Source organism: Streptomyces sp. NPDC097129, from assembly GCF_055668065.1.
This window is the reverse complement of the sequence record NZ_JBVOQE010000006.1, coordinates 59,493-81,718: the sequence shown is the minus strand read 5'-3', so window position 1 is coordinate 81,718 and position 22,226 is coordinate 59,493. Positions and strand designations below refer to the sequence as shown.

Sequence of the window (22,226 nt, the reverse complement as noted above, 5' to 3'; positions counted from 1 at the left end):
CTCCGGGGGTGCGTGTGTTTCTGATGCCCCGTTGGACGAAAGTATCGCGTTCTGCGCGGTGGTCGTTCGTCCGCGGGGTGGGTGGGGGGTTGCTCGCGCCCACGCGGCGGAGCCGCGTATCGACACAGCCCCGCGCCCCCCGGCAGGCGCATGCAGCCGGTGTCTCACGGCGCGGGTTCCCATGCCGCAGCAACCGGCTGCCGCCGGAGGGGACCCGCTAACGTGGTTCGGATGAGCACCGAGGACACTCCGGCCCCCCGCTCGCTCGCGGAAGCGCTCCGTGGGCGGGATGACGCCTCCCTCGCCGCCCTCCTGCGCAGCCGTCCCGATCTGATCACCCCCGTCCCCACCGACCTCACGCAGCTCGCCACCCGCGCCGGTACGCGGGCGAGCGTCGTGCGGGCGCTGGAGCGGCTGGACCGGTTCGCGCTGCAGAGCGCCCAGGCGCTGGCCGTCGCGGGCGACCCGGCGACGTACGAGGAGCTGCTCGGGCTGATGGCCGGTGACGAGCGGGACGCGGCCGTCGTCGCCGCGCTGCCGCACGCCCTCGGGGTGCTGCGTGAGCAGGCGCTGGTGTGGGGCGCCGACGACCGGCTGCGGTTGGTGCGCACCGCCCGTGAGCTGCTGTCCCCCTCGCCGCAGCATCCGTCGCCGACCGGTCTGGGGCCGACCGTGCAGGAGGCGACGGCCGGGATGTCGCCGGGGCGGATCCAGGAGATCGTCACCGCCGCCGGGCTGCCCTCCACGCACGACTCGGTGTCCGCCGTGTCCTCGCTGGCCGGGTTGTTCGGCCACCGCAAGCGGATGGCCCGCCTGCTGTCCCAGGCCCCCGCTCAGGCGCGCGAGGTGCTGGAGCGGCTGGTGTGGGGGCCGCCGTACGGGCAGGTCACGGCCGATCCCGCGGCGCATCTGCGGTGGCTGCTGGATCGCGGGCTGCTGTTGCCGACGGCGCCGGGCACCGTCGTACTGCCCCGGGAGGTGGCCCTGCATCTGCGCGGCGGGCGGGCGCACCAAGAACCGGAGCCGGTGCCGCCGGTGGTCGCGGCCGGCGCCGTGCACCGTCCACAGGTTGTGGACAGTACGGCCGCGGGGCAGGCGCTCAGCGCCCTGGCGACCGTCGAGGAACTGCTGAAGGAGTGGGACGAGGGCGGGCCGGCCGTCCTGCGGGCCGGTGGGCTCAGTGTGCGGGATCTGAAGCGGACCGCCGTCGCGCTGGACGTGTCCGAGCCCGTGGCCGCGTTCTGGGTGGAGCTGGCCTACGCGGCCGGCCTGGTCGCCTCCGACGGGGAGGCCGACGAGCGGTACGCGGCCACGCCGGCGTTCGACGAGTGGCGGGAGCTGCCGCCCGCCGAGCGGTGGGGGCGGCTCGCCGAGGCGTGGCTGGCGGCGACGCGGACGTCCGGGCTGGTCGGCGGCCGGGACGTCAAGGAGCGGGCCCTGGCCGCGCTCGGTCCGGGACTCGACCGCTCCGCGGCCCCCGAGGTACGGCACCGGGTGCTGACCTTGCTCGCCGCCCTGCCGGAGGGCGCGGCGCCGGTCGCCGAGTCGCTGCTGGAGCGGCTGCGCTGGGAGCGTCCGCAGCGGCGCGAGGAGGATCTGCGGGCGCGGATCGCCCAGTGGACGCTGAACGAGGCCGAACTGATCGGGGTGACCGGGCGGGGGGCGCTGTCGGCTCACGGGCGGGCGCTGCTGGGGCTGCCCGCGGCCGAGGTCACGCGGGAGGAACCCGAGGGGCCGGGGGACAAGCTGCCCGTCCACCACCACCGGCCCCGGGCCGTCTCCCCTCTCACGGCGGGCGAGCAGGCCGCCGCCACCGCCGCTGCCGCCCGGCTGCTCGCGCCCCTGCTGCCCGAGCCCCTGGACCACGTGCTGTTGCAGGCCGATCTGACGGCGGTGGCGCCGGGGCCGTTGCAGCGGCCGCTCGCGGACATGCTCGGTGTGCTCGCGGACGTGGAGTCGAAGGGTGGCGCGACCGTGTACCGGTTCACGCCCGGCTCCGTGCGGCGGGCGCTGGACGCCGGCCGGACCGCGGCCGACCTGCACGCCTTCCTCACCGCGCACTCGCGTACGCCGGTGCCGCAGCCGCTGGCGTATCTGATCGACGACGTGGCCCGCAAGCACGGGCATCTGCGGGTGGGGGCCGCCTCGGCGTATGTGCGCTGCGACGACGACGCCCTGCTGAACGAGATCCTTGCCGACCGGCGGGCCGCCGGACTGCGGCTGCGGCGCCTCGCGCCGACCGTGCTGGCCACGCAGGCCGACCCGGCGGCGCTGCTGGAGGGGCTGCGGGCGATGGGGTTCGCACCGGCCGCCGAGTCCGCGGAGGGCGATGTGCTGATCGCGCGGGCCGATGCGCACCGCACGCCGCCGCGGACCGCCCCGGAGCCGGTGCCGGACGGGCCGCCCGTGCCGGACGCGACGCTGCTGACGGCGGCGATCCGCGCCATCCGGGCCGGTGACCTCGCCTCCACGGCGCCGCGCAAGCCGAGCGAGGGCGCGGTGGCGCCCGGTGAGCTGCCGCGCACCTCCTCCGCGGAGACCCTCGCCACCATGCAGGCCGCCTGCCTGACCGGCGAGGCCGTGTGGATCGGCTTCGTCAACGCCGAGGGCGCCGCCAGCCAGCGCGTCATCGCCCCGGTCCGCGTCGAGGGCGGCTTCGTGACGGCGTACGACCACACCGCGGACGAAGTGCGCACGTTCCCGCTCCACCGGATCACGGGCGTGGCGGAGCTGGCGGACGAGTGACGGCGCTCGCGGACGAGTGACACGCCGGTGGGGCACACTGGACGTTTGGGCCGTTGCTTCGGCCGTTGTGGAAAGGGTGTGTGCCGCGCGTGAACGGACCGCTGATCGTCCAGTCCGACAAGACCCTGCTCCTGGAGGTCGACCATGAGCAGGCCGGCGAGTGCCGCCGGGCCATCGCGCCGTTCGCCGAGCTGGAGCGGGCGCCGGAGCACATCCACACCTACCGGCTGACGCCGCTGGGCCTGTGGAACGCGCGCGCCGCCGGGCACGACGCCGAGCAGGTCGTGGACGCGCTCGTGCAGTACAGCCGGTATCCGGTGCCGCACGCGCTGCTCGTCGACATCGCCGAGACCATGGACCGCTACGGGCGGCTGACCCTGCTCAAGCATCCGGCGCACGGGCTGGTGCTCTCCAGCACCGACCGGCCGGTGCTGGAGGAGGTGCTGCGCTCCAAGCGGATCGCGCCGCTGGTGGGGACGCGGATCGACCCCGACACCGTCGCCGTGCACCCCTCCGAGCGCGGGCAGATCAAGCAGACGCTGCTGAAGCTGGGCTGGCCCGCCGAGGACCTCGCCGGGTACGTCGACGGCGAGGCGCACCCGATCGAGCTGCACGAGGACGGCTGGGCGCTGCGGCCGTACCAGAAGCAGGCCGTGGAGAACTTCTGGCACGGCGGCAGCGGCGTCGTGGTGCTGCCGTGCGGCGCCGGCAAGACGCTGGTGGGGGCCGGGGCGATGGCCCAGGCCAAGTCGACGACGCTGATCCTCGTCACCAACACGGTCTCGGCCCGGCAGTGGAAGCACGAGCTGGTGAAGCGGACCTCGCTGACCGAGGAGGAGGTCGGCGAGTACAGCGGGACCCGCAAGGAGATCCGGCCGGTCACCATCGCCACGTACCAGGTGCTCACGACCCGGCGGAAGGGCGTCTATCCGCATCTGGAGCTGTTCGACTCCCGGGACTGGGGGCTGATCGTCTACGACGAGGTGCACCTGCTGCCGGCGCCGGTGTTCAAGTTCACCGCCGATCTCCAGGCGCGCCGTCGGCTCGGGCTGACGGCGACGCTGGTGCGCGAGGACGGCCGGGAGTCGGACGTGTTCTCCCTCATCGGGCCGAAGCGGTTCGACGCGCCGTGGAAGGAGATCGAGGCGCAGGGCTACATCGCGCCCGCCGACTGCGTCGAGGTCCGGGTGAACCTGACCGACGCCGAGCGGCTGGCGTACGCGACCGCCGAGGCGGAGGAGAAGTACCGGTTCTGCGCGACGACGGACACCAAGCGGAAGGTGACCGAGGCGATCGTGCGGCGGTTCGCCGGTCAGCAGATCCTCGTCATCGGGCAGTACATCGACCAGCTCGACGAGCTGGGCGAGCACCTGGGCGCGCCGGTGATCAAGGGTGAGACGTCCAACGCGCAGCGCGAGAAGCTCTTCGACGCCTTCCGGGCCGGGGAGATCAACGTGCTGGTGGTGTCGAAGGTCGCGAACTTCTCCATCGACCTGCCGGAGGCGACGGTCGCCGTCCAGGTGTCCGGCACGTTCGGGTCGCGGCAGGAGGAGGCGCAGCGGCTGGGCCGCGTGCTGCGGCCGAAGGCGGACGGCCACCAGGCCCACTTCTACTCCGTCGTCGCCCGCGACACCCTCGACCAGGACTTCGCCGCCCACCGCCAGCGCTTCCTGGCCGAACAGGGCTACGCCTACCGGATCATGGACGCGGACGAACTGCTGGCGGAGGACGTCTGACGGGCGCCGGGCCCAGCGGCCGAGTGGCCGGCCCGGTCAGCCGCTGGGGAGCGTGAACACCAGCAGCAGGACGAACAGCGGCGGCAGCACGGACGCGGCCGCCATCCAGGCGCGCAGGGCCGACCAGCGGCGCCGCCAGGGCAGCAGCCAGGCGGTGAGCCAGGTCCCGAAGGTGAGGAAGCCGCCGAGGAAGAGGGTGCCGTAGATCAGCGTCAGCGAGGTTTCCAGCGACTGCGAGCAGTCGTCGGGGCCGCAGCTGTCGGTGGCCATGGCCGACAGCATGCCGAAGAGGGCCGCGGGCGGGCCGAGGAGCATCAGCAGCACCGTGGCGACGGTCGGCGCGATCCAGGCCCGCGGGTCCCGGTCGGGCAAGTGGGCCGGGCGGGCCGCGACGTGCGGTGTGGTCATGGGACGCAGTCAAGCCGCCGGGCGGGCCCGGGACACCGGCGCGGGTACTCAGCCCGGCGGTGTTCGCATACTCACCTGCGGGCCGTAGCGGCGGTGGACGCCCGCCTCCTCTCCGTACTCGCCGAGGATGATCACGTCGAAGGCGGCGCGGGCGTAGACCCGTACCGCGCGCAGGGCGTCGCCGAGGGGGTGGCGGTGGCCGGCGGCTAGCGGGGTGGCGCCGGAGGGGCGCCCGGGGGCTGGGCTGAACGTCGCTGTGGTCATGTCTCCATGGTGCGATTACGGACATAAGGCTGTCGTCGGTCTGCGGGCTGCCGTTTCCCCTAGTCCGGGCGGCCTCCGCCCCCTAGGGGCCGGGAGACGAAAGGGCGGCCCGGGATATTCGGTGGCCCGCTCCCCCGGCCGTCGCCTAGAATCTCCGCTCTTGCCCGCCTCCCCTCGCGGAGTGCCGCCGGCCGGTCGGCAACCGGCCGGAGAAGTCCAGGAAGTCCAGGAGTCACGTCACCCCCGCGCAGGTCCTTCCGGAGGCACCCCCTTGTCCACGTCCGTGTCCGTCCCCGCCGACGACCCCCTCGCCCGGGAGCGGGCTCATCTCGCCGCTTCCCGTGCCGCGTTGCGTGCGATGCGTGAGGACGTCGAGGCCCTCGACATCACCGACGTCGCCGCGAACTGGGTCAACGCCCAGGTCCTCGCCCGCCAGATAGACGACCGCATCAAGGCGCTCGCCGACCTCAGCGACACCCCCCTCTTCTTCGGCCGCCTCGACTACCGGCACGCGCCCGGCGCCGAGCAGGCCGAAGGCGCTCAGGGCGAGCGCTTCTACATCGGGCGGCGGCATGTGCACGACGCGGCCGGCGACCCCATGGTCATCGACTGGCGCGCGCCCGTCTCGCAGCCGTTCTACCGGGCCTCCAAGAAGGACCCGATGGACATCGCGCTGCGCCGCCGCTTCGGCTACACCGGCGGCGAGCTGACCGCGTACGAGGACGAGCACCTGTCGGACCCGGCCGAGGAGGCGCGGACCAGCCGGCTGCTCCAGCAGGAGATCGAGCGGCCGCGTGTCGGTCCGATGCGGGACATCGTCGCCACCATCCAGCCCGAGCAGGACGAGATCGTCCGCAGCGGACTGAGCGGCACGGTGTGCGTGCAGGGCGGTCCGGGCACCGGGAAGACCGCCGTCGGCCTGCACCGCGTCGCCTATCTGCTGTACGCCCACCGGGAGCGCCTCGCCCGCACCGGCACCCTCGTCATCGGGCCGAACAAGAGCTTCCTGCACTACATCGAGCAGGTGCTGCCCGCGCTGGGCGAGCTGACCGTGCAGCAGGCCACCGTGGACGACCTGGTCTCCCACGTGGACGTCCGGGGCTCCGACGACGCCGAGGCCGCCGTGGTCAAGGGCGACGCCCGGATGGCCGAGGTGTTGCGGCGCGCCCTGTACTCCCATGTGACGACGCCCACCGAGCCGGTCGTCGTGGTGCGCGGTTCCCGGCGCTGGCGGGTGCCGGCGTACGAGATCGAGGAACTGGTACGGGAGTTGCTGGAGCGCGGCATCCGCTACGGCGCCGCCCGTGAGGCGCTGCCGCAGCGGATCGCGCACGCGGTGCTGGTGCAGATGGAACGCTCCGGGGAGGCCCCCGACGACCGGGTGCAGGACGCGGTGGCCCGCAACAGCGCGGTCAAGGCGGCCGTGAAGACGATCTGGCCGGCCGTCGACCCGGCGAAGCTGGTGCTGCGGCTGCTGTCCGACGCGGAGTTCCTCGCGGAGCACGCGGCCGGCGTCCTCACCGACGAGGAGCAGAAGGCGGTCCTGTGGGCGAAGCCGGCCCGCAGCGCGAAGTCGGCGAAGTGGTCCGCGGCCGACGCCGTGCTGATCGACGAGGCGTCCGATCTGATCCTGCGCACGCACTCCCTCGGACATGTGGTGCTGGACGAGGCGCAGGACCTGTCACCCATGCAGTACCGGGCGGTGGGCCGGCGCTGCACCACCGGCTCGGCGACCGTCCTCGGCGACCTGGCGCAGGGCACCACGCCGTGGGCGACCCGCAGCTGGGCCGAGGCGCTGGCGCACCTGGGCAAGTCCGACGCCGTCGTGGAGGAGCTGACCGCCGGTTTCCGTGTGCCGACGGACGTCATCGCCTACGCCTCCCGGCTGCTGCCCCACATCGCGCCCGGTCTGACCCCGGTCGCGTCGGTCCGCGAGAACCCGGGCTTCTTCGAGGTCCGCCCGCTCGACGGGGACGACGCGGACTCCGGCGTCGTCGCCGCCTGCGGGGAACTGCTGCGCCACGAGGGCTCCGTCGGCCTCATCGCCGCCGACGCGCGCGTCCCGGCGCTGGCCGAGGCGCTGACGGCGGCGGGCCTGACGTATCTCGCCCCGGGCGAGGAGACCACCCCGGACACCCGCCTGACCCTGGTCCCGGCCTCCCTCGCCAAGGGCCTCGAATACGACTACGTGGTGCTGGACGAGCCCCGGGCGGTGGTCGACGGGGAACCGGACGAACGCACGGGCCTGCGCCGCCTGTACGTGTCCCTGACGAGGGCGGTCTCCGGCCTGATCGTCACGCACGCGGCACCGCTGCCTGATCAGCTGGCGGGCACGGCAACCCCCTGAAGGGGCGCGGGGAACTGCGCGACCAGCCACGAACCGCCCGCACCCGGCGATGAGACAGCACCGCCAGCACCCCCACGGCGCTACCCCGCGTCCAGCACCCTCCGCCACTCACGAACGGCCCCCTCGGACACCGGCCCCGCCCACCCCGCGGAGCGAACCGCGCCGCCGATGTGAAACGCATCGATCCCCGCGGAGCGCAACGCGGGAACGTGGTCCAAGCGCAGCCCCCCGCCCACAAGAATCCGCTGCTCGTACCCGGGTCCGCCCACTCTCCCCGCCTCGGCGAGGAGAACGGGCAACCCGGCGTCGACACCCCCGGCCGCACCGGCGGTGAGAAACGCGTCCAGCCCCGGCAACCCGTCGAGCGTCTTGCGCAACGCGTCCCGGTCCGCGCAGTGATCGATCGCCCGGTGGAAGGTCCACGCGCAGCCGTCGAGCACGGCCACCACCCGCTCGACGGCCGCCAGGTCCACCCCGCCGTGCGCGTCGAGGAACCCGAGCACGAACTGGTCGGCGCCGGCCGCACGCAGCTCCCCCGCCGTGTCCACCAGCCGCCGGACGTCCCCCGCCGCGAAGCCGTCCGCGAGCCGCAGCATGACCCGCAGGTCGATGTCGACCGCGGCGCGGATCGCGGTGAAGGTGTCCACGGGCGGGGTGAGCCCGTCGGCGGCCATGTCGGTGACCAGCTCGAGGCGGTCCGCGCCTCCGGCCTGGGCGGCGACGGCGTCCGCGGTGTCGAGGGCGATCACCTCCAGGACTGCGCGCTTGCTCATGGGACCCCATTCGTCGGCTCGGACGGGCTACTACAGGTCTAGTCCAATTTTAGGATACGCCCCGCAGCGCCCGCGGAGCCCGTCGCCACCGAGCGCCGGCCCCGGCCGGAAACCTCGCGGGACGCGGCAGCCGAAAGGACACCTCATCCGAACGACACCTCACCCGAACGACACCTCACCCGAACGACGCGTCAGCCGAGCGGCGCGTCAGCCGTACATGTTCAGCTCCTCCTCCCGCGCGCCCGCCAGCTCGTACCCGCCCGCCTTCACCGGCCGGCCCGTGTACAGCCGGATCAGCGTCGCGGAGTCCCCGATGAAACGGGCGGGCGGCTGCTGCGGCACGATCGCGCCCAGCCGCAGCGGCTCGTCGACGTCGTCCAGGTCCGCATGGAGCGCCAGGTGCTCCCGCTCCTGCGTCCGCCGCACCAGCAGCGCGAGGGCGTACGGCAGCCCGGGGCCGCCGTACGCGCCGGGCTCGCCGAGGGCGTCCCGCACGTCACCGCTGTGCACCCACTCCCCCAGCGCGAGCCCGTCCAGCGGTCCGCCCGCCTCGGCGATCAGCGGGCCGGCCTCGGTCATGCCGCGCTCCAGTTCGTCCACCACCTGCCGGTTGGTCCACTCGGCGCGCTCGGCGATGTCCCGGTCGTTGGACTCCGGCGAGAACACGCCCTGCTCGAGGCGGCCCTCCACCACCCGGGTCAGCGCGGCCGAACAGTGCGCCAGCACATCCCGCACCGACCAGCCCGGACAGGCCTCCGTCGGCAGCGCGAAGTCGGAGTCGGGGCGGGAACGCAGCAGCGGGATCAGCGCGTCGCGCTCGGCGCTCAGCAGCCGTCCGGGCAGTTCCGGGTCACGTACGTCAGTCGTCATGTCGTCCACGCTAGGGTGCGTACCCCCGTGGACGGGAGAATGTCGGCATGTCCGATCCCGATGCCCTGCGCGCCCGCTTCACCCGCACCCTGACCGCGGCCCGAGGCGGGGCCGCCGACCCGGACCCGGCGCCGTACGCCGACCGCCTGCTGGCCCGCTGGCAGGAGCCGCAGCGGCACTACCACACGCTCGCGCACCTCACCGCGCTGCTCGACCACGTCGACACGCTGGAGACGTACGCCGGCGACGCGGACCTGGTCCGCCTCGCCGCCTGGTTCCACGACGCCGTCTATCTGCCCGACCGCTCCGAGAACGAGGAGCGCTCCGCCCGCCTCGCCGAGCGCGCCCTGCCGGAGGCCGGCCTCGGCGAGGAGAAGACCGCCGAGGTGGCCCGGCTGGTGCGGCTGACCGTCGGGCACGACCCGGCCGACGCCGACCGCAACGGACAGGTGCTGTGCGACGCCGATCTGGCGATCCTGGCCGCGCCGCCGTCGGCGTACGCCGCCTACACCGCGGCCGTCCGCGAGGAGTACCACTTCGTGCCGAACGACGCCTTCCGCGCGGGGCGTTCGGACGTCCTGCGGCATCTGCTCGCACTGCCGCGGCTGTTCAGCACGCCGTACGGGCAGGAGCACTGGGAAGCGACAGCCCGGTACAACCTCCGCTCCGAGCTGGAAATGCTGTCGACCCCGGCGCAGCCGGATGCCTAGGGTGCGCGCATGAAGACATGGGGCGGGGACCAGGTGGACGCGGCCGTGGCGAGCTGTCTCGCGGCGCTGCGGCCGGTGGCGGACCGGGACTGGGCGGCGGTGACGGCCGGCCGGCTGGAGTGGAACTGCCGCTCCACGGCGTTCCACATCGCCGAGGACCTCTTCGCCTACGCCGGTCAGCTGGCGGGGCGCGCCCAGGAGGACTACGTGCCCGTCGAGCTGGTCCTCGAGGGCGACCCGGACAACTCCGGGCTGCTCCAGATCATCGAGACGATGGGCGTGCTGCTGGCCACCACCGTGCGCGCGACGCCGCCCGGGGTGCGCGCCTTCCACCCGTACCCGTTCGGCAGCGCCGACCGGGAGGGGTTCGCGGCGATGGGCGTGGCCGAGGTGCTGCTGCACACCCATGACATCGCCGAGGGCCTCGGCTTCGTCTACGAGCCGCCCGTCGAGCTGTGCGAGGGTCTGCTCCCGCTGCTGTTCCCGCACGTCAAGCCGGGCCCCGCGCCCTGGCCGACCCTGCTGTGGGCCACCGGCCGCGGCGAACTGCCGGACCGTGCTCCGGTCACCGGCTGGCACTGGCGCAACAACCTGGTCATCGCGACCGAGCGGCTGACGCTGACCGGCGTGCGCCCCGCCGCCGCGCGGGACCTGAACCTGGGCGGCGACGGCGGTTTCACGTGGAACGAGGACGGGCCGTACGAGGGCACGCGGGACGCGGCCGGGATGGTGGCGCAGTCGTACGAGGCGGGTGGGCACCGGCCGGAGTTCGGCATGTTCGTCCTCGTCCGCACGGAGGACGGCCGCGCGGTCGGCGGCATGGGTTTCCACGGCGTGCCGGACGAGGAGGGCCGGGTGGAGGTCGGTTACGACCTCGTCCCCTCCGCCCGCGGCCAGGGCTACGCGACGGAGGCGCTGCGGGCGCTGGCCCACTGGGCGCTGGACCGCGAGGAGGTACGGGTGGTCTTCGCGACCGTGGACCGGGACAACAAGCCCTCCCGTGCGGTGGTCACCCGGGCCGGCTTCACCCAGGTCAGCGACGACGGCACGCAGGTCGCGTATGTGCTCCGCCGGTAGCCCGCGCGACCCCCGCCCCTGCGCCCGCGCTCGCCGCTGGGCCCGCGCTCGCCCCTACGCCCGCGCTCGCCGCTTGCGCCGCCGCAGTCCCGACTGCGTCAGCAGCCGGACCACCTCACGGCTGCCGACCTCGACCGCCCCCGCGGCGACCGCGTCCGCGTACCGGTGGGACGGGACGTCGTAGTGGTCGCGTTCGAAGGCCCGCCGCGGCACGCCCAACGCGTCGGCGAACGCGTGCAGTTCGTCGTACGACACATCGCTCACCAGATGTGACCACAAGCGCCCGTGGCCGGGCCAGGCCGGCGGGTCGATGTACACGGTCATGAGGCGTGCGTCCCGCCCGCGGCCCCGCCGAGGCCGCCCACCGCGGCGACCTTCACGCCCGCCTTGTGGCACACCCAGTGCGGATCGGGCCCCAGTTCGGGTTCGACGTCGAGGGCGTGCGGGTCGCCGGAGCCGCACACCGGGCACAGCGGCCACCGGCCGTACCGCTCCAGCAGCGCGTCCTGCACGTCCTGCGCGACCAGCCCGGCGACATAGGCCACCCCGTCCGGCCACTGCTCCACCCACCAGCGGCGCTGGGCTATCGAGTCCTCGACCAGTGACACCACGTCGGCGTCGGCGACCTCACGCGCGATCAGGTCGGCCATCACACGCGCGCGGGCCGCGTGCAGCGCCTGCTCCAGGGGGCTGATGGGATCCATGTCCCCATTGTGCGCACTCTTGCCCCGAGCACCGAGCCGGAAATATCTTTCAGGGGTGAGCCAGGATGTGAAGGAAATTTTCGGTGGCGCGCTGGCCGCCAAGGTGCGCACGCTCGCCCCGTCGATGACCCGTTCCATGCAGCGCGTCGCCGAGGCCGTCGCGAGCGACCCGGCCGGCTGCGCCGCCCTCACGGTCACCGGCCTCGCCGAACGCACCGGCACCAGCGAGGCCACGGTCGTGCGCACCGCCCGCCTGCTCGGCTACCCCGGCTACCGCGACCTGCGCCTGGCTCTCGCCGGCCTCGCCGCACACCAGCAGTCCGGCCGCGCACCGGCCATCACCACCGACATCGCGGTCGACGACCCGATCGCCGACGTCGTGACGAAACTCGCCTACGACGAGCAGCAGACCCTCGCCGACACCGCCGCCGGCCTCGACACCGGGCAGCTCGGCGCGGCCGTCACCGCGCTCGCCGCCGCCCGCCGCACCGATGTGTACGGCATCGGCGCGTCCGGCCTCGTCGCGCAGGACCTCACCCAGAAACTCCTGCGCATAGGGCTGATCGCGCACGCCCACAGCGACCCGCACCTCGCCGTCACCAACGCGGTGCAGCTGCGCGCCGGGGACGTGGCGATCGCCATCACCCACTCCGGCTCCACCGGCGACGTCATAGAACCCCTGCGCGTCGCCTTCGAGCACGGCGCCACCACCGTGGCGATCACCGGGCGCCCGAACAGCGCGGTCACGCAGTACGCCGACCACGTGCTGACCACGTCCACGTCCCGGGAGAGCGAGCTGCGCCCGGCGGCGATGTCCTCCCGGACCAGCCAACTGCTGGTCGTGGACTGCCTGTTCGTGGGCGTCGCGCAGCGCACGTACGACACGGCGGGGCCGGCGCTGGCGGCGTCCTACGAGGCGCTGGCACACCGGCACCGGCGGTAACTGAGCCGTTCAAGACCGTAGGGCTGATGGTCGTGGCTGACTGCGGACTCGTCGTGGTTGGTCGCGCCCACGCGGCGGAGCCGCATATCGAACAGAGCCCCGCGCCCCTGAGTTGGACACCGCATCCCGAGCCGAAAAGAGCCGTTCCTCTCATGACCTCCGCCCCCCACTCCCACGACCTGCGCGCCCAGCTCGACTCCTTGACCACCGAGGCGTTCCGGCCCGAGCTGGCCGGGATCGATCAGTTGCCGACCCTGGAGATCGCCCGGCTGATGAACGCCGAGGACGCCAAAGTGCCCGGCGCCGTCGCCGCCTGTCTGCCGCAGATCGCCGCCGCCATCGACGCGGTCGCCGAACGGATGTCCCGCGGCGGTCGCCTCGTCTACGCCGGCGCCGGCACCGCCGGCCGGCTCGGCGTGCTCGACGCCTCCGAGTGCCCGCCCACCTTCAACACCGAGCCCGGCCAGGTCGTCGGGCTGATCGCCGGCGGCCCCGACGCCATGGTCACCTCCGTCGAGGGCGCCGAGGACTCACGGGAGCTGGCCCGGGCCGACCTGGACGCGCTGGGGCTGACACCGGACGACAGCGTGGTCGGCGTCTCCGCGTCCGGCCGTACCCCGTACGCCGTCGGCGCCGTCGAGCACGCCCGCTCGCGGGGCGCGCTGACGATCGGGCTCGCCTGCAACGCGGGCAGCGCGCTCGCGGCGGCCGCCGACCACGGCATCGAGATCGTCGCCGGGCCGGAACTGATCACCGGCTCGACCCGGCTGAAGTCCGGCACGGCGCAGAAGCTCGTCCTGAACATGCTCTCGACGATCACGATGATCCGCCTCGGCAAGACCTACGGGAACCTGATGGTCGACGTGCGCGCCTCCAACGCCAAGCTGCGCGCCCGCTCCCGCCGGATCGTCGCGCTCGCCACCGGGGCGGACGAGGCCGAGATCGAGGCGGCGCTCACGGCCACCGACGGCGAGGTGAAGAACGCGATCCTGGCCCTGCTCGCCGAGGTCGACGGCCCGACGGCGGCCCGCCTGCTGACCGAGTCCGACGGCCACCTGCGCGCTGCGCTGGCGGCCGCGCACGCGGCCCGAGGACGCTGAGTTCCGAGTTCCGCACACAGCGTGGTCGCGGCCGTCCTGGCCTGGCCGTATGCCGCGACCACTCAAGGAACTCGACCCCGGCTCCTCACCCCGGGCGCTCCTGGGCGCCGAACTCCGCCACGCCCGCGAGAAGGCGGGCCTGAGCCAGGAGGAAGTGGGCCAACGGCTCTTCGTCAGCGGGGCGTTCATCGGCCTACTGGAGGCCGGGATGCGGAGGCTGATGCCCGAGTACGCGAGAGTGCTGGACGGAGTACTGAACACGGGGGACTTCTTTCAGCGGCACTGCGGGGCGGCGGCGAAGTCCCGGTATCCGGAGCACTTCGCCGAGGCGGCGGAGGCGGAGGCGACGGCTACGGAGATCCGGCAGTACTCACCCTTGCTGATCCCGGGACTGCTCCAGACGCGCGACTACGCCGAAGCCGTCTTCCGGGCATACCAGCCAACGGCGACCAGCGAGGCGATCACCGAGCTGGTGACAGCCAGGGTGGAGCGAGCCCGCATCCTCGACGATCCACCCCACCCTCTGCTGTGGACCGTGATCGACGAGGCCGCTCTGCGCCGGGCGACCGGCGGCCGGGAGGTGATGGCTGAGGCCCTGAGCCACATCAGCAGGTTGGCCCGGCAGCATCGGGTCATCGTGCAGGTACTCCCCTTCGACGCCGGAGCACACGCGTCGATGGAGGGGGCGATCAAGCTGATGGACTTCGACGACGGTCCTCCCTTGGTCTACTTCGAGGGGGTCGGCACCGGCCGACTGGAAGACGACCCGGCCACCGTGGGCTACCAGCGGCACACCTTCCAACTCCTCACTGCGTGTGCGCTCTCTCCACAGAAGTCCCTGGCCCTCATGGAGCGGATGGCCGAGGATTACGCCCATGAAGAGCACTCCTGAGTTCGACCTGAACGCTGTCACCTGGCGCAAGTCGAGCTATAGCGGCGGCAGCGGAGGCGATTGCCTCGAAGTCACCCACGACATCCCCGCCGTCGTCCCCGTCCGTGACTCCAAAACCCCCCACGGTCCGAAACTCACGTTCCGGCCGGAGGCCTGGTCCGCCTTCCTCGCGCACGCGAAGCGGCTGTAGCGGCTTACCCTCGGGTACATGAACCACGCGCAGCTCACCGCCCTCGGGCGCGCCCTCCGGCTCCTCGGCGAGCACGGGGAGGCGCTCACCGCCGACTCCCCGGACGCCAAGCTGCACGAGGTGAAGACGGACCTGCGGCGGGCGCTGGACCTGCTGGAGGAGAGCGTGACGTCGGCGCCGCCGACGACCCGCTGCGCCGAGCACCCGCAGGGCCCCGTGGACGAGAGCGCGCCCGACCTGTGCCTGCTGTGCGAGACGCGGCGGCGGACGGCGCGGCGGGCCGAGGTCGGCGGCTACAGCCGGCCGCGGCCCGCGGACACCGCGGAGCGGATGCCGTCCCGCTACGGCGTGCGTGAGGACCGTCCGCAGCCGCAGCAGCGGTGGCTGCCGGAGGCGTGGAACGGGCGGGAGTGGCAGCTGTGCGGCACGCCGCGCCACGACCGCCGGGAGGCCGAGCTGTATCTGACCGCCCAGCGGCGCGGACCCCGGCCGGCGATGGCGTACCGGCTGGTGCACGAGTTCACCGACTACGAGGTGCTGCGGGTGTGGGGCACGCCGGTGAAGGTGGACATCGAGCCCATGGGCAACATGTAGCACGCCGCTCGCTCAGCTCAGTTCGGCTCAGCTCAGCGTCTTCAGCGCCGCCGCGTCGTACGGCGCCAGCTCGTCGAAGCGGCCGGCCAGCACCTTCGCCGCCCACTCGGGGTCCTGGAGCAGCGCGCGGCCGATGGCGACCATGTCGAACTCGTCGGCCTCCAGGCGGTCCAGGAGGTTGTCGATGCCCTTGACCGGGGAGCCCTCGCCACGGAAGGCGTTGAGGAAGTCGCCGTCGAGGCCGACCGAGCCGACGGTGATGACGGGCTTGCCGGTCAGCTTCTTGGTCCAGCCGGCCAGGTTGAGGTCGAAGCCGTCGAACTCCGGCAGCCAGTAGCGGCGCGTGGAGGCGTGGAAGGCGTCGACACCGGCGGCGGACAGCGGCGTGAGGATCGCCTCCAGCTCCTCGGGGGTCTCGGCGAGGCGGGCGGTGTAGTCCTGCTGCTTCCACTGCGAGTAGCGGAAGATGACCGGGAACTCGGGCGAGACCTTCTCCCGGACGGCCGCGACGATCTCCGCCGCGAACCGGGTGCGGGCCACCGGGTCGCCGCCGTAGGCGTCGGTGCGGCGGTTGGTGCCCTCCCACAGGAACTGGTCGACGAGGTAGCCGTGGGCGCCGTGGATCTCCACGCCGTCGAAGCCGATGCGCTCGGCGTCGGCGGCGGCCTGGGCGAACGCGGCGACGACGTCGTCCAGGTCCTTCTGGGTCATGGCCTTGCCCGTGGGCTCGGCGCCGGCGGTGACCAGGCCGGAGGGGCCGACGGCCGGGGCGTCCGGGAAGGGGGGCTCGCCCTGGCTGCGGACCATGCCGATGTGCCACAGCTGCGGCACGATCGTGCCGCCGGCCGCGTGCACGGCCTCGGCGACCTTCGCCCACCCGGCCAGCTGCTCCTCGCCGTGGAAGCGCGGCACCCGGTCGCTCTGCCCGGCCGACGCGTGCCCGACGTAGGTGCCCTCGGTGACGATCAGGCCGACACCGGCGGCGGCACGGCGGGCGTAGTACGACACCACGTCCTCGCCGGGGATGCCGCCCGGGGAGAACATCCGCGTCATCGGCGCCATCGCGATGCGGTTCGGGACGGTCAGGCCGTTGATCGTCGTCGGACGGGAGAGCAGGGCGGCCGCGCGGGAGGCGGCGGGCTCGGCGAGGGTCATGGGAAGGCTCCTCAGGTGACCAGTGGGTATGTGCGCGCGCATTGTTGCACTCGCTGAAACAACCACTGCCACCCCTCCCCCGATTCCGCGCACCGGCCCCCTGCCGCTGTGACCCCGGACACGCCCGAGGGCGGCACCCCCAGCCGGAAGCTGGGTGTGCCGCCCTCGGAAAGGTCTTCGCGAAGACCCGGAAGGACAGGTGATCCGGGAAGGATCAGAAGTCCATGTCACCGCCCGGCATGCCGCCGCCGGCCGGGGCCGCGGCCTTCTCCGGCTTGTCGGCGATGACGGCCTCGGTGGTGAGGAACAGCGCGGCGATCGACGCGGCGTTCTGCAGCGCGGAGCGCGTCACCTTGGCCGGGTCGATGATGCCCTCGGCGACCAGGTCGACGTAGTCACCGGTCGCGGCGTTCAGGCCGTGACCCGGGGTCAGGTTGCGCACCTTCTCCACCACGACGCCGCCCTCGAGGCCGGCGTTGACCGCGATCTGCTTCAGCGGGGCCTCGAGCGCGAGCTTCACGGCCTGAGCGCCGGTCGCCTCGTCACCCTCGAGCTCCAGCTTGTCGAAGACGTGCGTGGTCTGCAGCAGGGCCACGCCACCACCGGCGACGATGCCCTCCTCGACGGCCGCCTTGGCGTTGCGGACGGCGTCCTCGATGCGGTGCTTGCGCTCCTTGAGCTCCACCTCGGTGGCGGCGCCGGCCTTGATGACCGCGACACCGCCGGCGAGCTTCGCCAGGCGCTCCTGCAGCTTCTCGCGGTCGTAGTCGGAGTCGCTGTTCTCGATCTCGGCGCGGATCTGGTTCACGCGGCCCGCGACCTGGTCCGAGGAGCCGGCACCGTCGACGATGGTGGTCTCGTCCTTGGTGATGACGACCTTGCGGGCGCGGCCCAGGAGGTCCAGGGACGCGTTCTCCAGCTTGAGGCCGACCTCCTCGGAGATGACCTCGCCGCCCGTGAGGATGGCGATGTCGCCGAGCATGGCCTTGCGGCGGTCGCCGAAGCCCGGGGCCTTGACGGCCACGGACTTGAAGGTGCCGCGGATCTTGTTGACGACCAGGGTCGACAGGGCCTCGCCCTCGACGTCCTCGGCGATGATCAGCAGCGGCTTGCCCGACTGCATGACCTTCTCCAGCAGCGGGAGCAGGTCCTTGACGGAGCCGATCTTGGAGTTCGCGATGAGGATGTACGGGTCCTCGAGCGACGCCTCCATGCGCTCCATGTCGGTGGCGAAGTAGGCGGAGATGTAGCCCTTGTCGAAGCGCATGCCCTCGGTGAGCTCGAGCTCGAGGCCGAAGGTGTTGCTCTCCTCGACGGTGATGACGCCTTCCTTGCCGACCTTGTCCATCGCCTCGGCGATCAGCTCGCCGATCTGGGTGTCGGCGGCGGAGATGGAGGCCGTGGAGGCGATCTGCTCCTTGGTCTCGACGTCCTTCGCCTGCTCCAGCAGGGCGGCGGAGACGGCCTCGACGGCCTTCTCGATACCGCGCTTCAGAGCCATCGGGTTGGCGCCGGCCGCGACGTTGCGCAGGCCTTCCTTGACCAGGGCCTGGGCCAGCACGGTCGCCGTGGTCGTACCGTCACCGGCGACGTCGTCCGTCTTCTTGGCGACTTCCTTGACCAGCTCGGCGCCGATCTTCTCGTACGGGTCCTCGAGCTCGATCTCCTTGGCGATGGAGACGCCATCGTTGGTGATCGTGGGCGCGCCCCACTTCTTCTCGAGGACGACGTTGCGGCCCTTGGGGCCGAGCGTCACCTTCACGGCGTCCGCGAGCTGGTTCATGCCGCGCTCGAGGCCGCGCCGCGCCTCCTCGTCGAACGCGATGATCTTGGCCATGTGAAGTGGTCCCTCCAGGACTGGGGGTGATTACTTCGGACCGCGCCCGCGCCCGCGACGGACGGCCCCGACCGGAGGAAGCTCCTTGCTCCGCCCGGCCCTGGCCTCACCGACCCGGTCCTTACGTTGTCACTCTCACCTTCAGAGTGCTAACGCAATGATTAGCACTCGGGCATGGTGAGTGCAAGCGCCTCTCGGGGGTCGGGCCGGTCGATCAGCCGCCCGCGAACACGGCCGGGACGGCGTCCGGACGGCATCCGGGACGGCGCCGGGGCACGCCGAAGGGCCCGCACCCTGTGCGAGGTGCGGGCCCTTCGTGCGTGAATGAACGTTCAGGCGGCGACGCGAACCATGTCGGCCTGCGGACCCTTCTGGCCCTGCGAGATCTCGAACTCGACCCGCTGGCCCTCTTCCAGGGTGCGGTAGCCGTCCATCTGGATGGCGCTGTAATGGACGAAGACGTCCGCACCACCGTCGACCGCGATGAAGCCGTAGCCCTTCTCCGCGTTGAACCACTTGACGGTGCCCTGAGCCATGCCTAACTCCCCTATTACTGGCCCTTGCACAGATCCGCACTTCGCGGATCCGGGTCAGACCTCGCCCCCCGGATGGGTGGGGGCGTGCGCCGGAACGCGTCGACCGCGGCTGAATGTATCTGTCCAACTGCCGTCTGCAACAGGTCAATCGGACGAGAAATCTGGACGGGGCCGGTCCGGAATCTCGCGAGAATTCACCTGAATTCCGAGCAAGTCGGGCCCCACAAAGGGGTGCAAAAAAGACAAAAAACCTGCGTACTTTGGCTACTTCTTATCGCCCGTGCAGCAGGTTCCGAAGATCGCGCCGAAAGGATTGCGGGGCGCGTTCCCCAACTCTACCGCGTCTAACCACATGGAATTGCCCCCTCCGTTTCTCTCACGGAGGGGGCAATCAGATGAACTCTTCGTGTCAGCAGCCGCCGGCCACCGCCGGGATGATCGACACGCCCGCGCCGTCCGGGGTGGCCGTCTCCAGGCCCTGCTCGAAACGCACGTCGTCGTCGTTGACGTACACGTTGACGAACCGGCGCAGCTTGCCCTGGTCGTCCAGGACGCGGGCGGCGATGCCGGTGTGGTTCTTCTCCAGGTCCGCGATGACCTCGGCGAGGGTCGCCCCGTCGGCGGGCACCTCGGCCCGGCCACCGGTGTAGGTGCGCAGGATGGTGGGGATGCGAACGGTGACACTCACGGGGAAACCTCCGATAGGGGCGCGGGGAACTGCGCGACCGGCCCCCGCCGGCCCGCAGACACAACTCAACGATGCAGGCCCTAGGCGAGCCCGGCCTCACGGAACGAGTCGAGGCTGGGACGAATCGTCGCGGTCAGGCCCGTGCCGGCGACCGCGTCCAGGGTCTTCAGGCCGTCGCCGGTGTTCAGCACGACCGTCGTCTTCGTCGGGTCGAGAACACCGTTCTCGATCAGCTTGCGGGTGACACCCACGGTCACACCGCCGGCGGTCTCCGCGAAGATGCCCTCCGTGCGGGCCAGCAGCTTGATCGCGTCGACGACCTGCTCGTCGGTGACGTCCTCCACCGCACCGCCCGTGCGGCGCGCGATGTCCAGGACGTACGGCCCGTCGGCCGGGTTGCCGATGGCGAGCGACTTGGCGATGGTGTTCGGCTTCTGCGGGCGCACCACGTCGTGCCCGGCCTTGAAGGCCGTGGACACCGGCGAGCAGCCCTCGGCCTGCGCGCCGAAGATCTTGTACGGCTTGTCCTCGACCAGCCCCAGCTTGATCAGCTCCTGCAGGCCCTTGTCGACCTTGGTGAGCTGCGAGCCGGAGGCGATCGGGACGACGAGCTGGTCGGGCAGCTGCCAGCCGAGCTGCTCGCAGATCTCGTAGGCCAGCGTCTTGGAACCCTCGGCGTAGTACGGCCGCAGGTTGACGTTGACGAAGCCCCAGCCCTCGCCGGCCGGGTCGCCGATCAGCTCGGAGCAGAAGCGGTTCACGTCGTCGTAGTTGCCCTCGATGCCGACGAGCTCGCCGCCGTAGATCGCGGCCATGACGACCTTGCCCTGCTCCAGGTCGTGCGGGATGAACACGCAGGAGCGCAGGCCGGCCCGCGCGGCGGCGGCGCCGACGGCGCCGGCCAGGTTGCCGGTGGAGGAGCAGGACAGGGTGGTGAAGCCGAAGGCGCGCGCCGCCTCCAGGGCCTGCGCGACGACGCGGTCCTTGAAGGAGTGGGTCGGGTTGCCGGAGTCGTCCTTGACGTACAGACCGCCGGTCACGCCGAGCTCGGCGGCCAGGTGGTCGGCCTTGACGAGCTTGGTCCAGCCCGGGTTGATGTTCGGCTTGTCGGCCACGTCCGCGGGGACGGGCAGCAGCGGGGCGTAACGCCAGATGTTCGCGGGGCCCGCCTCGATACGCTTGCGGAGTTCCTCGGTGTCGTAGGCCGAGAAGTCGTAGGCGATCTCGAGCGGGCCGAAACACTCCTCGCAGGCGAAAACCGGGCCCAGCGGGACGCGGTGACCGCACTCGCGGCAGCTCAGGGCCGCGGCGGGACCGAGGTCGACGGTGGAGGTGCTGGTAACTGTCTGCGCAGCCATGTGAGGCGAGGCCCTTTCTCCTCATCTTCCCCACGACGCATCTCGCCGTGAGACGGAATTGGCACCTTCCCCGGCCGGGAGCCTCGCGTGAACGAGTCCGGAATCAGGGTGGTTGCCGGGGCTTCACCGGGCCGTGTCCCTCTGCCCCTCTGGATGAGCGGTATTCGGTTGTGAACGCGTGCGACCCCCGACATGCGATGGTCATCAGCGTTGTTCAAGACTGTAACCGAAGGCCAGGACAGTTGAGATAGCCGTCCGAACCGCGAGATGGATCACACGATCACCCGATGTGAGCCGGTGTGATCACGACAGTGAGGAGCCGCACACCGTGCTTGAAGAAGTCGAGCGCTGGCTGAGCACCCGCTCCTGGTCCGTGAGCGATCGGCCGCTGCACCAGATCCTGGCCGCCAAACGCGCCACGGGGCAGACGGTCTCCGTCGTGCTGCCCGCGCTGAACGAGGAGGAGACGGTCGGCGACATAGTCGCGGTCGTCCGGCACGACCTCATGCGGCAGGTCCCGCTCGTCGACGAGGTGGTCGTGGTCGACTCGGGCTCCACCGACCGTACCGCCGAGGTGGCGGCCGCGGCGGGCGCCCGCGTCGTCCACCGCGACGAGATCCTGCCACGCGTCCCGGCCGTCCCCGGCAAGGGCGAGGTGCTGTGGCGCTCCCTGCTGGTCACCTCCGGCGACATCGTGTGTTTCGTCGACGCGGACCTGAAGGAGTTCTCCTCCGACTTCGTGACCGGCATCGTCGGCCCGCTCCTCACCGACCCCGGCGTCCAGCTGGTCAAGGCGATGTACGACCGTCCGCTGGCCGGCGCGAGCGGCCAGGGCGGCCGGGTCACCGAGCTGATGGCCCGCCCGCTGCTGAACATGCACTGGCCGCAGCTGGCCGGCTTCGTGCAGCCGCTCGGCGGCGAGTACGCGGCCCGCCGCTCCCTGCTGGAACAGCTGCCCTTCCCCGTCGGCTACGGCGTGGAGCTGGGCATGCTGGTCGACGCCCTGCACCTGGTCGGTCTGGACGCCCTCGCCCAGGTCGACGTCGGTGTGCGCATCCACCGCCACCAGGACGGCCAGGCCCTCGGCCGGATGGCGGCGGCGATCTACCGCACCGCCCAGCTCCGGCTGGCCCGCGGGCACCTGATCCGGCCGTCCCTGACCCAGTTCGAGCGGGGCGAGGACGGGTTCGAGCCGCGCACGTACTCCGTGGACACGGAGGAACGCCCCCCGATGACGGAGATCGCGGAGTACGCGGCGCGGAAGGTGGCGTGAGGCGGACGTCCGCGGACGGTGGCGCG

Annotated in this window: 22 protein-coding genes and 1 riboswitch; of the genes, 11 read left to right on the top strand and 11 right to left on the bottom strand. The window is 72.2% G+C overall.

Going from position 1 to position 22,226, the window contains the following annotated elements:
• Positions 1–231 precede the first annotated feature (231 nt).
• Entirely contained in the window at positions 232–2,745 is a 2,514-nt protein-coding gene (locus AC0B9F_RS18860) for a helicase-associated domain-containing protein (RefSeq protein WP_472003967.1), read from the top strand.
• 89 nt (positions 2,746–2,834) lie between these two features.
• Positions 2,835–4,481, top strand: a complete 1,647-nt coding sequence (locus tag AC0B9F_RS18855; protein ID WP_472003965.1) for a DNA repair helicase XPB — start codon at positions 2,835–2,837, stop codon at positions 4,479–4,481.
• 36 nt (positions 4,482–4,517) lie between these two features.
• Here the strand turns inward: AC0B9F_RS18855 and AC0B9F_RS18850 are convergent, their stop codons facing one another.
• Both AC0B9F_RS18850 and AC0B9F_RS18845 read right to left on the bottom strand, forming a co-directional pair.
• Entirely contained in the window at positions 4,518–4,889 is a 372-nt protein-coding gene (locus tag AC0B9F_RS18850) for a hypothetical protein (protein ID WP_472003963.1), read from the bottom strand.
• 48 nt (positions 4,890–4,937) lie between these two features.
• Complete coding sequence (locus AC0B9F_RS18845; RefSeq protein ID WP_472003961.1) at positions 4,938–5,153, bottom strand: hypothetical protein; 216 nt, start codon at positions 5,151–5,153, stop codon at positions 4,938–4,940.
• 358 nt (positions 5,154–5,511) lie between these two features.
• Here AC0B9F_RS18845 and AC0B9F_RS18840 point away from each other — a divergent pair, with 358 nt between their 5' ends.
• On the top strand, positions 5,512–7,500 hold the full coding sequence (locus AC0B9F_RS18840; RefSeq protein ID WP_472004558.1) for a HelD family protein: 1,989 nt from the start codon (positions 5,512–5,514) through the stop codon (positions 7,498–7,500).
• 80 nt (positions 7,501–7,580) lie between these two features.
• On the opposite strand, the gene AC0B9F_RS18835 is transcribed toward AC0B9F_RS18840, so the two are convergent.
• Together AC0B9F_RS18835 and AC0B9F_RS18830 are read right to left on the bottom strand one after the other, a co-directional pair.
• On the bottom strand, positions 7,581–8,273 hold the full coding sequence (locus tag AC0B9F_RS18835) for a copper homeostasis protein CutC (protein ID WP_472003959.1): 693 nt from the start codon (positions 8,271–8,273) through the stop codon (positions 7,581–7,583).
• A gap of 207 nt (positions 8,274–8,480) precedes the next feature.
• Positions 8,481–9,143 carry a maleylpyruvate isomerase family mycothiol-dependent enzyme gene (locus AC0B9F_RS18830; protein ID WP_472003957.1) on the bottom strand — a complete coding sequence of 221 codons (663 nt, stop codon included), beginning with the start codon at positions 9,141–9,143 and terminating at the stop codon, positions 8,481–8,483.
• Between the two features lie 47 nt (positions 9,144–9,190).
• Between AC0B9F_RS18830 and AC0B9F_RS18825 the strand changes: the two genes are divergently transcribed.
• Both AC0B9F_RS18825 and AC0B9F_RS18820 read left to right on the top strand, forming a co-directional pair.
• The gene (locus tag AC0B9F_RS18825) at positions 9,191–9,853 is read left to right on the top strand and encodes an HD domain-containing protein (RefSeq protein ID WP_472003955.1); all 663 of its coding nucleotides are present in this window, start codon (positions 9,191–9,193) and stop codon (positions 9,851–9,853) included.
• 9 nt (positions 9,854–9,862) lie between these two features.
• Positions 9,863–10,930 (top strand): GNAT family N-acetyltransferase, encoded by a 1,068-nt coding sequence (locus AC0B9F_RS18820; RefSeq protein WP_472003954.1) that lies wholly within the window; start codon positions 9,863–9,865, stop codon positions 10,928–10,930.
• 54 nt (positions 10,931–10,984) lie between these two features.
• Here AC0B9F_RS18820 and AC0B9F_RS18815 read toward each other — a convergent pair whose 3' ends face one another.
• Positions 10,985–11,254 carry a DUF4031 domain-containing protein gene (locus tag AC0B9F_RS18815; protein ID WP_472003952.1) on the bottom strand — a complete coding sequence of 90 codons (270 nt, stop codon included), beginning with the start codon at positions 11,252–11,254 and terminating at the stop codon, positions 10,985–10,987.
• Positions 11,251–11,634: a hypothetical protein gene (locus tag AC0B9F_RS18810; protein WP_472003950.1), complete on the bottom strand. Its 384-nt coding sequence runs from the start codon at positions 11,632–11,634 to the stop codon at positions 11,251–11,253. Before AC0B9F_RS18810 ends, AC0B9F_RS18815 begins: the two co-directional genes overlap by 4 nt.
• 55 nt (positions 11,635–11,689) lie before the next feature.
• Between AC0B9F_RS18810 and AC0B9F_RS18805 the strand changes: the two genes are divergently transcribed.
• The 5 genes from AC0B9F_RS18805 to AC0B9F_RS18785 all read left to right on the top strand — a co-directional run bounded on the left by AC0B9F_RS18805 (position 11,690) and on the right by AC0B9F_RS18785 (position 15,353).
• Positions 11,690–12,577, top strand: coding sequence for a MurR/RpiR family transcriptional regulator (locus tag AC0B9F_RS18805; protein WP_472003948.1), 888 nt, complete (start codon positions 11,690–11,692; stop codon positions 12,575–12,577).
• A 152-nt stretch (positions 12,578–12,729) separates the two neighbouring features.
• On the top strand, positions 12,730–13,677 hold the full coding sequence (murQ, locus tag AC0B9F_RS18800; protein WP_472003946.1) for an N-acetylmuramic acid 6-phosphate etherase: 948 nt from the start codon (positions 12,730–12,732) through the stop codon (positions 13,675–13,677).
• Positions 13,678–13,726: 49 nt separating this feature from the next.
• Positions 13,727–14,569, top strand: coding sequence for a helix-turn-helix domain-containing protein (locus AC0B9F_RS18795; RefSeq protein WP_472003944.1), 843 nt, complete (start codon positions 13,727–13,729; stop codon positions 14,567–14,569).
• Positions 14,553–14,759 carry a DUF397 domain-containing protein gene (locus tag AC0B9F_RS18790; protein WP_472003942.1) on the top strand — a complete coding sequence of 69 codons (207 nt, stop codon included), beginning with the start codon at positions 14,553–14,555 and terminating at the stop codon, positions 14,757–14,759. The genes AC0B9F_RS18795 and AC0B9F_RS18790 overlap by 17 nt, the downstream gene beginning before the upstream one ends.
• Before the next feature lie 18 nt (positions 14,760–14,777).
• Positions 14,778–15,353, top strand: coding sequence for a hypothetical protein (locus tag AC0B9F_RS18785; protein ID WP_472003940.1), 576 nt, complete (start codon positions 14,778–14,780; stop codon positions 15,351–15,353).
• Positions 15,354–15,380: 27 nt separating this feature from the next.
• Here the strand turns inward: AC0B9F_RS18785 and AC0B9F_RS18780 are convergent, their stop codons facing one another.
• The 5 genes from AC0B9F_RS18780 to thrC all read right to left on the bottom strand — a co-directional run bounded on the left by AC0B9F_RS18780 (position 15,381) and on the right by thrC (position 20,927).
• Positions 15,381–16,508, bottom strand: a complete 1,128-nt coding sequence (locus AC0B9F_RS18780; RefSeq protein ID WP_472003939.1) for an NADH:flavin oxidoreductase — start codon at positions 16,506–16,508, stop codon at positions 15,381–15,383.
• A gap of 214 nt (positions 16,509–16,722) precedes the next feature.
• Positions 16,723–18,345, bottom strand: coding sequence for a chaperonin GroEL (groL, locus tag AC0B9F_RS18775; RefSeq protein WP_472003937.1), 1,623 nt, complete (start codon positions 18,343–18,345; stop codon positions 16,723–16,725).
• Between the two features lie 332 nt (positions 18,346–18,677).
• Entirely contained in the window at positions 18,678–18,881 is a 204-nt protein-coding gene (locus AC0B9F_RS18770; RefSeq protein WP_003949956.1) for a cold-shock protein, read from the bottom strand.
• A gap of 409 nt (positions 18,882–19,290) precedes the next feature.
• The gene (locus tag AC0B9F_RS18765; RefSeq protein ID WP_472003936.1) at positions 19,291–19,569 is read right to left on the bottom strand and encodes a MoaD/ThiS family protein; all 279 of its coding nucleotides are present in this window, start codon (positions 19,567–19,569) and stop codon (positions 19,291–19,293) included.
• Positions 19,570–19,649: 80 nt separating this feature from the next.
• Positions 19,650–20,927, bottom strand: a complete 1,278-nt coding sequence (thrC, locus tag AC0B9F_RS18760; RefSeq protein WP_472003935.1) for a threonine synthase — start codon at positions 20,925–20,927, stop codon at positions 19,650–19,652.
• Between the two features lie 18 nt (positions 20,928–20,945).
• Positions 20,946–21,087, bottom strand: a riboswitch (SAM riboswitch).
• 168 nt (positions 21,088–21,255) lie between these two features.
• On the opposite strand from thrC, the gene AC0B9F_RS18755 reads away from it, so the two are divergent.
• Positions 21,256–22,200: a glucosyl-3-phosphoglycerate synthase gene (locus tag AC0B9F_RS18755; RefSeq protein WP_472003934.1), complete on the top strand. Its 945-nt coding sequence runs from the start codon at positions 21,256–21,258 to the stop codon at positions 22,198–22,200.
• Positions 22,201–22,226 lie beyond the last annotated feature (26 nt).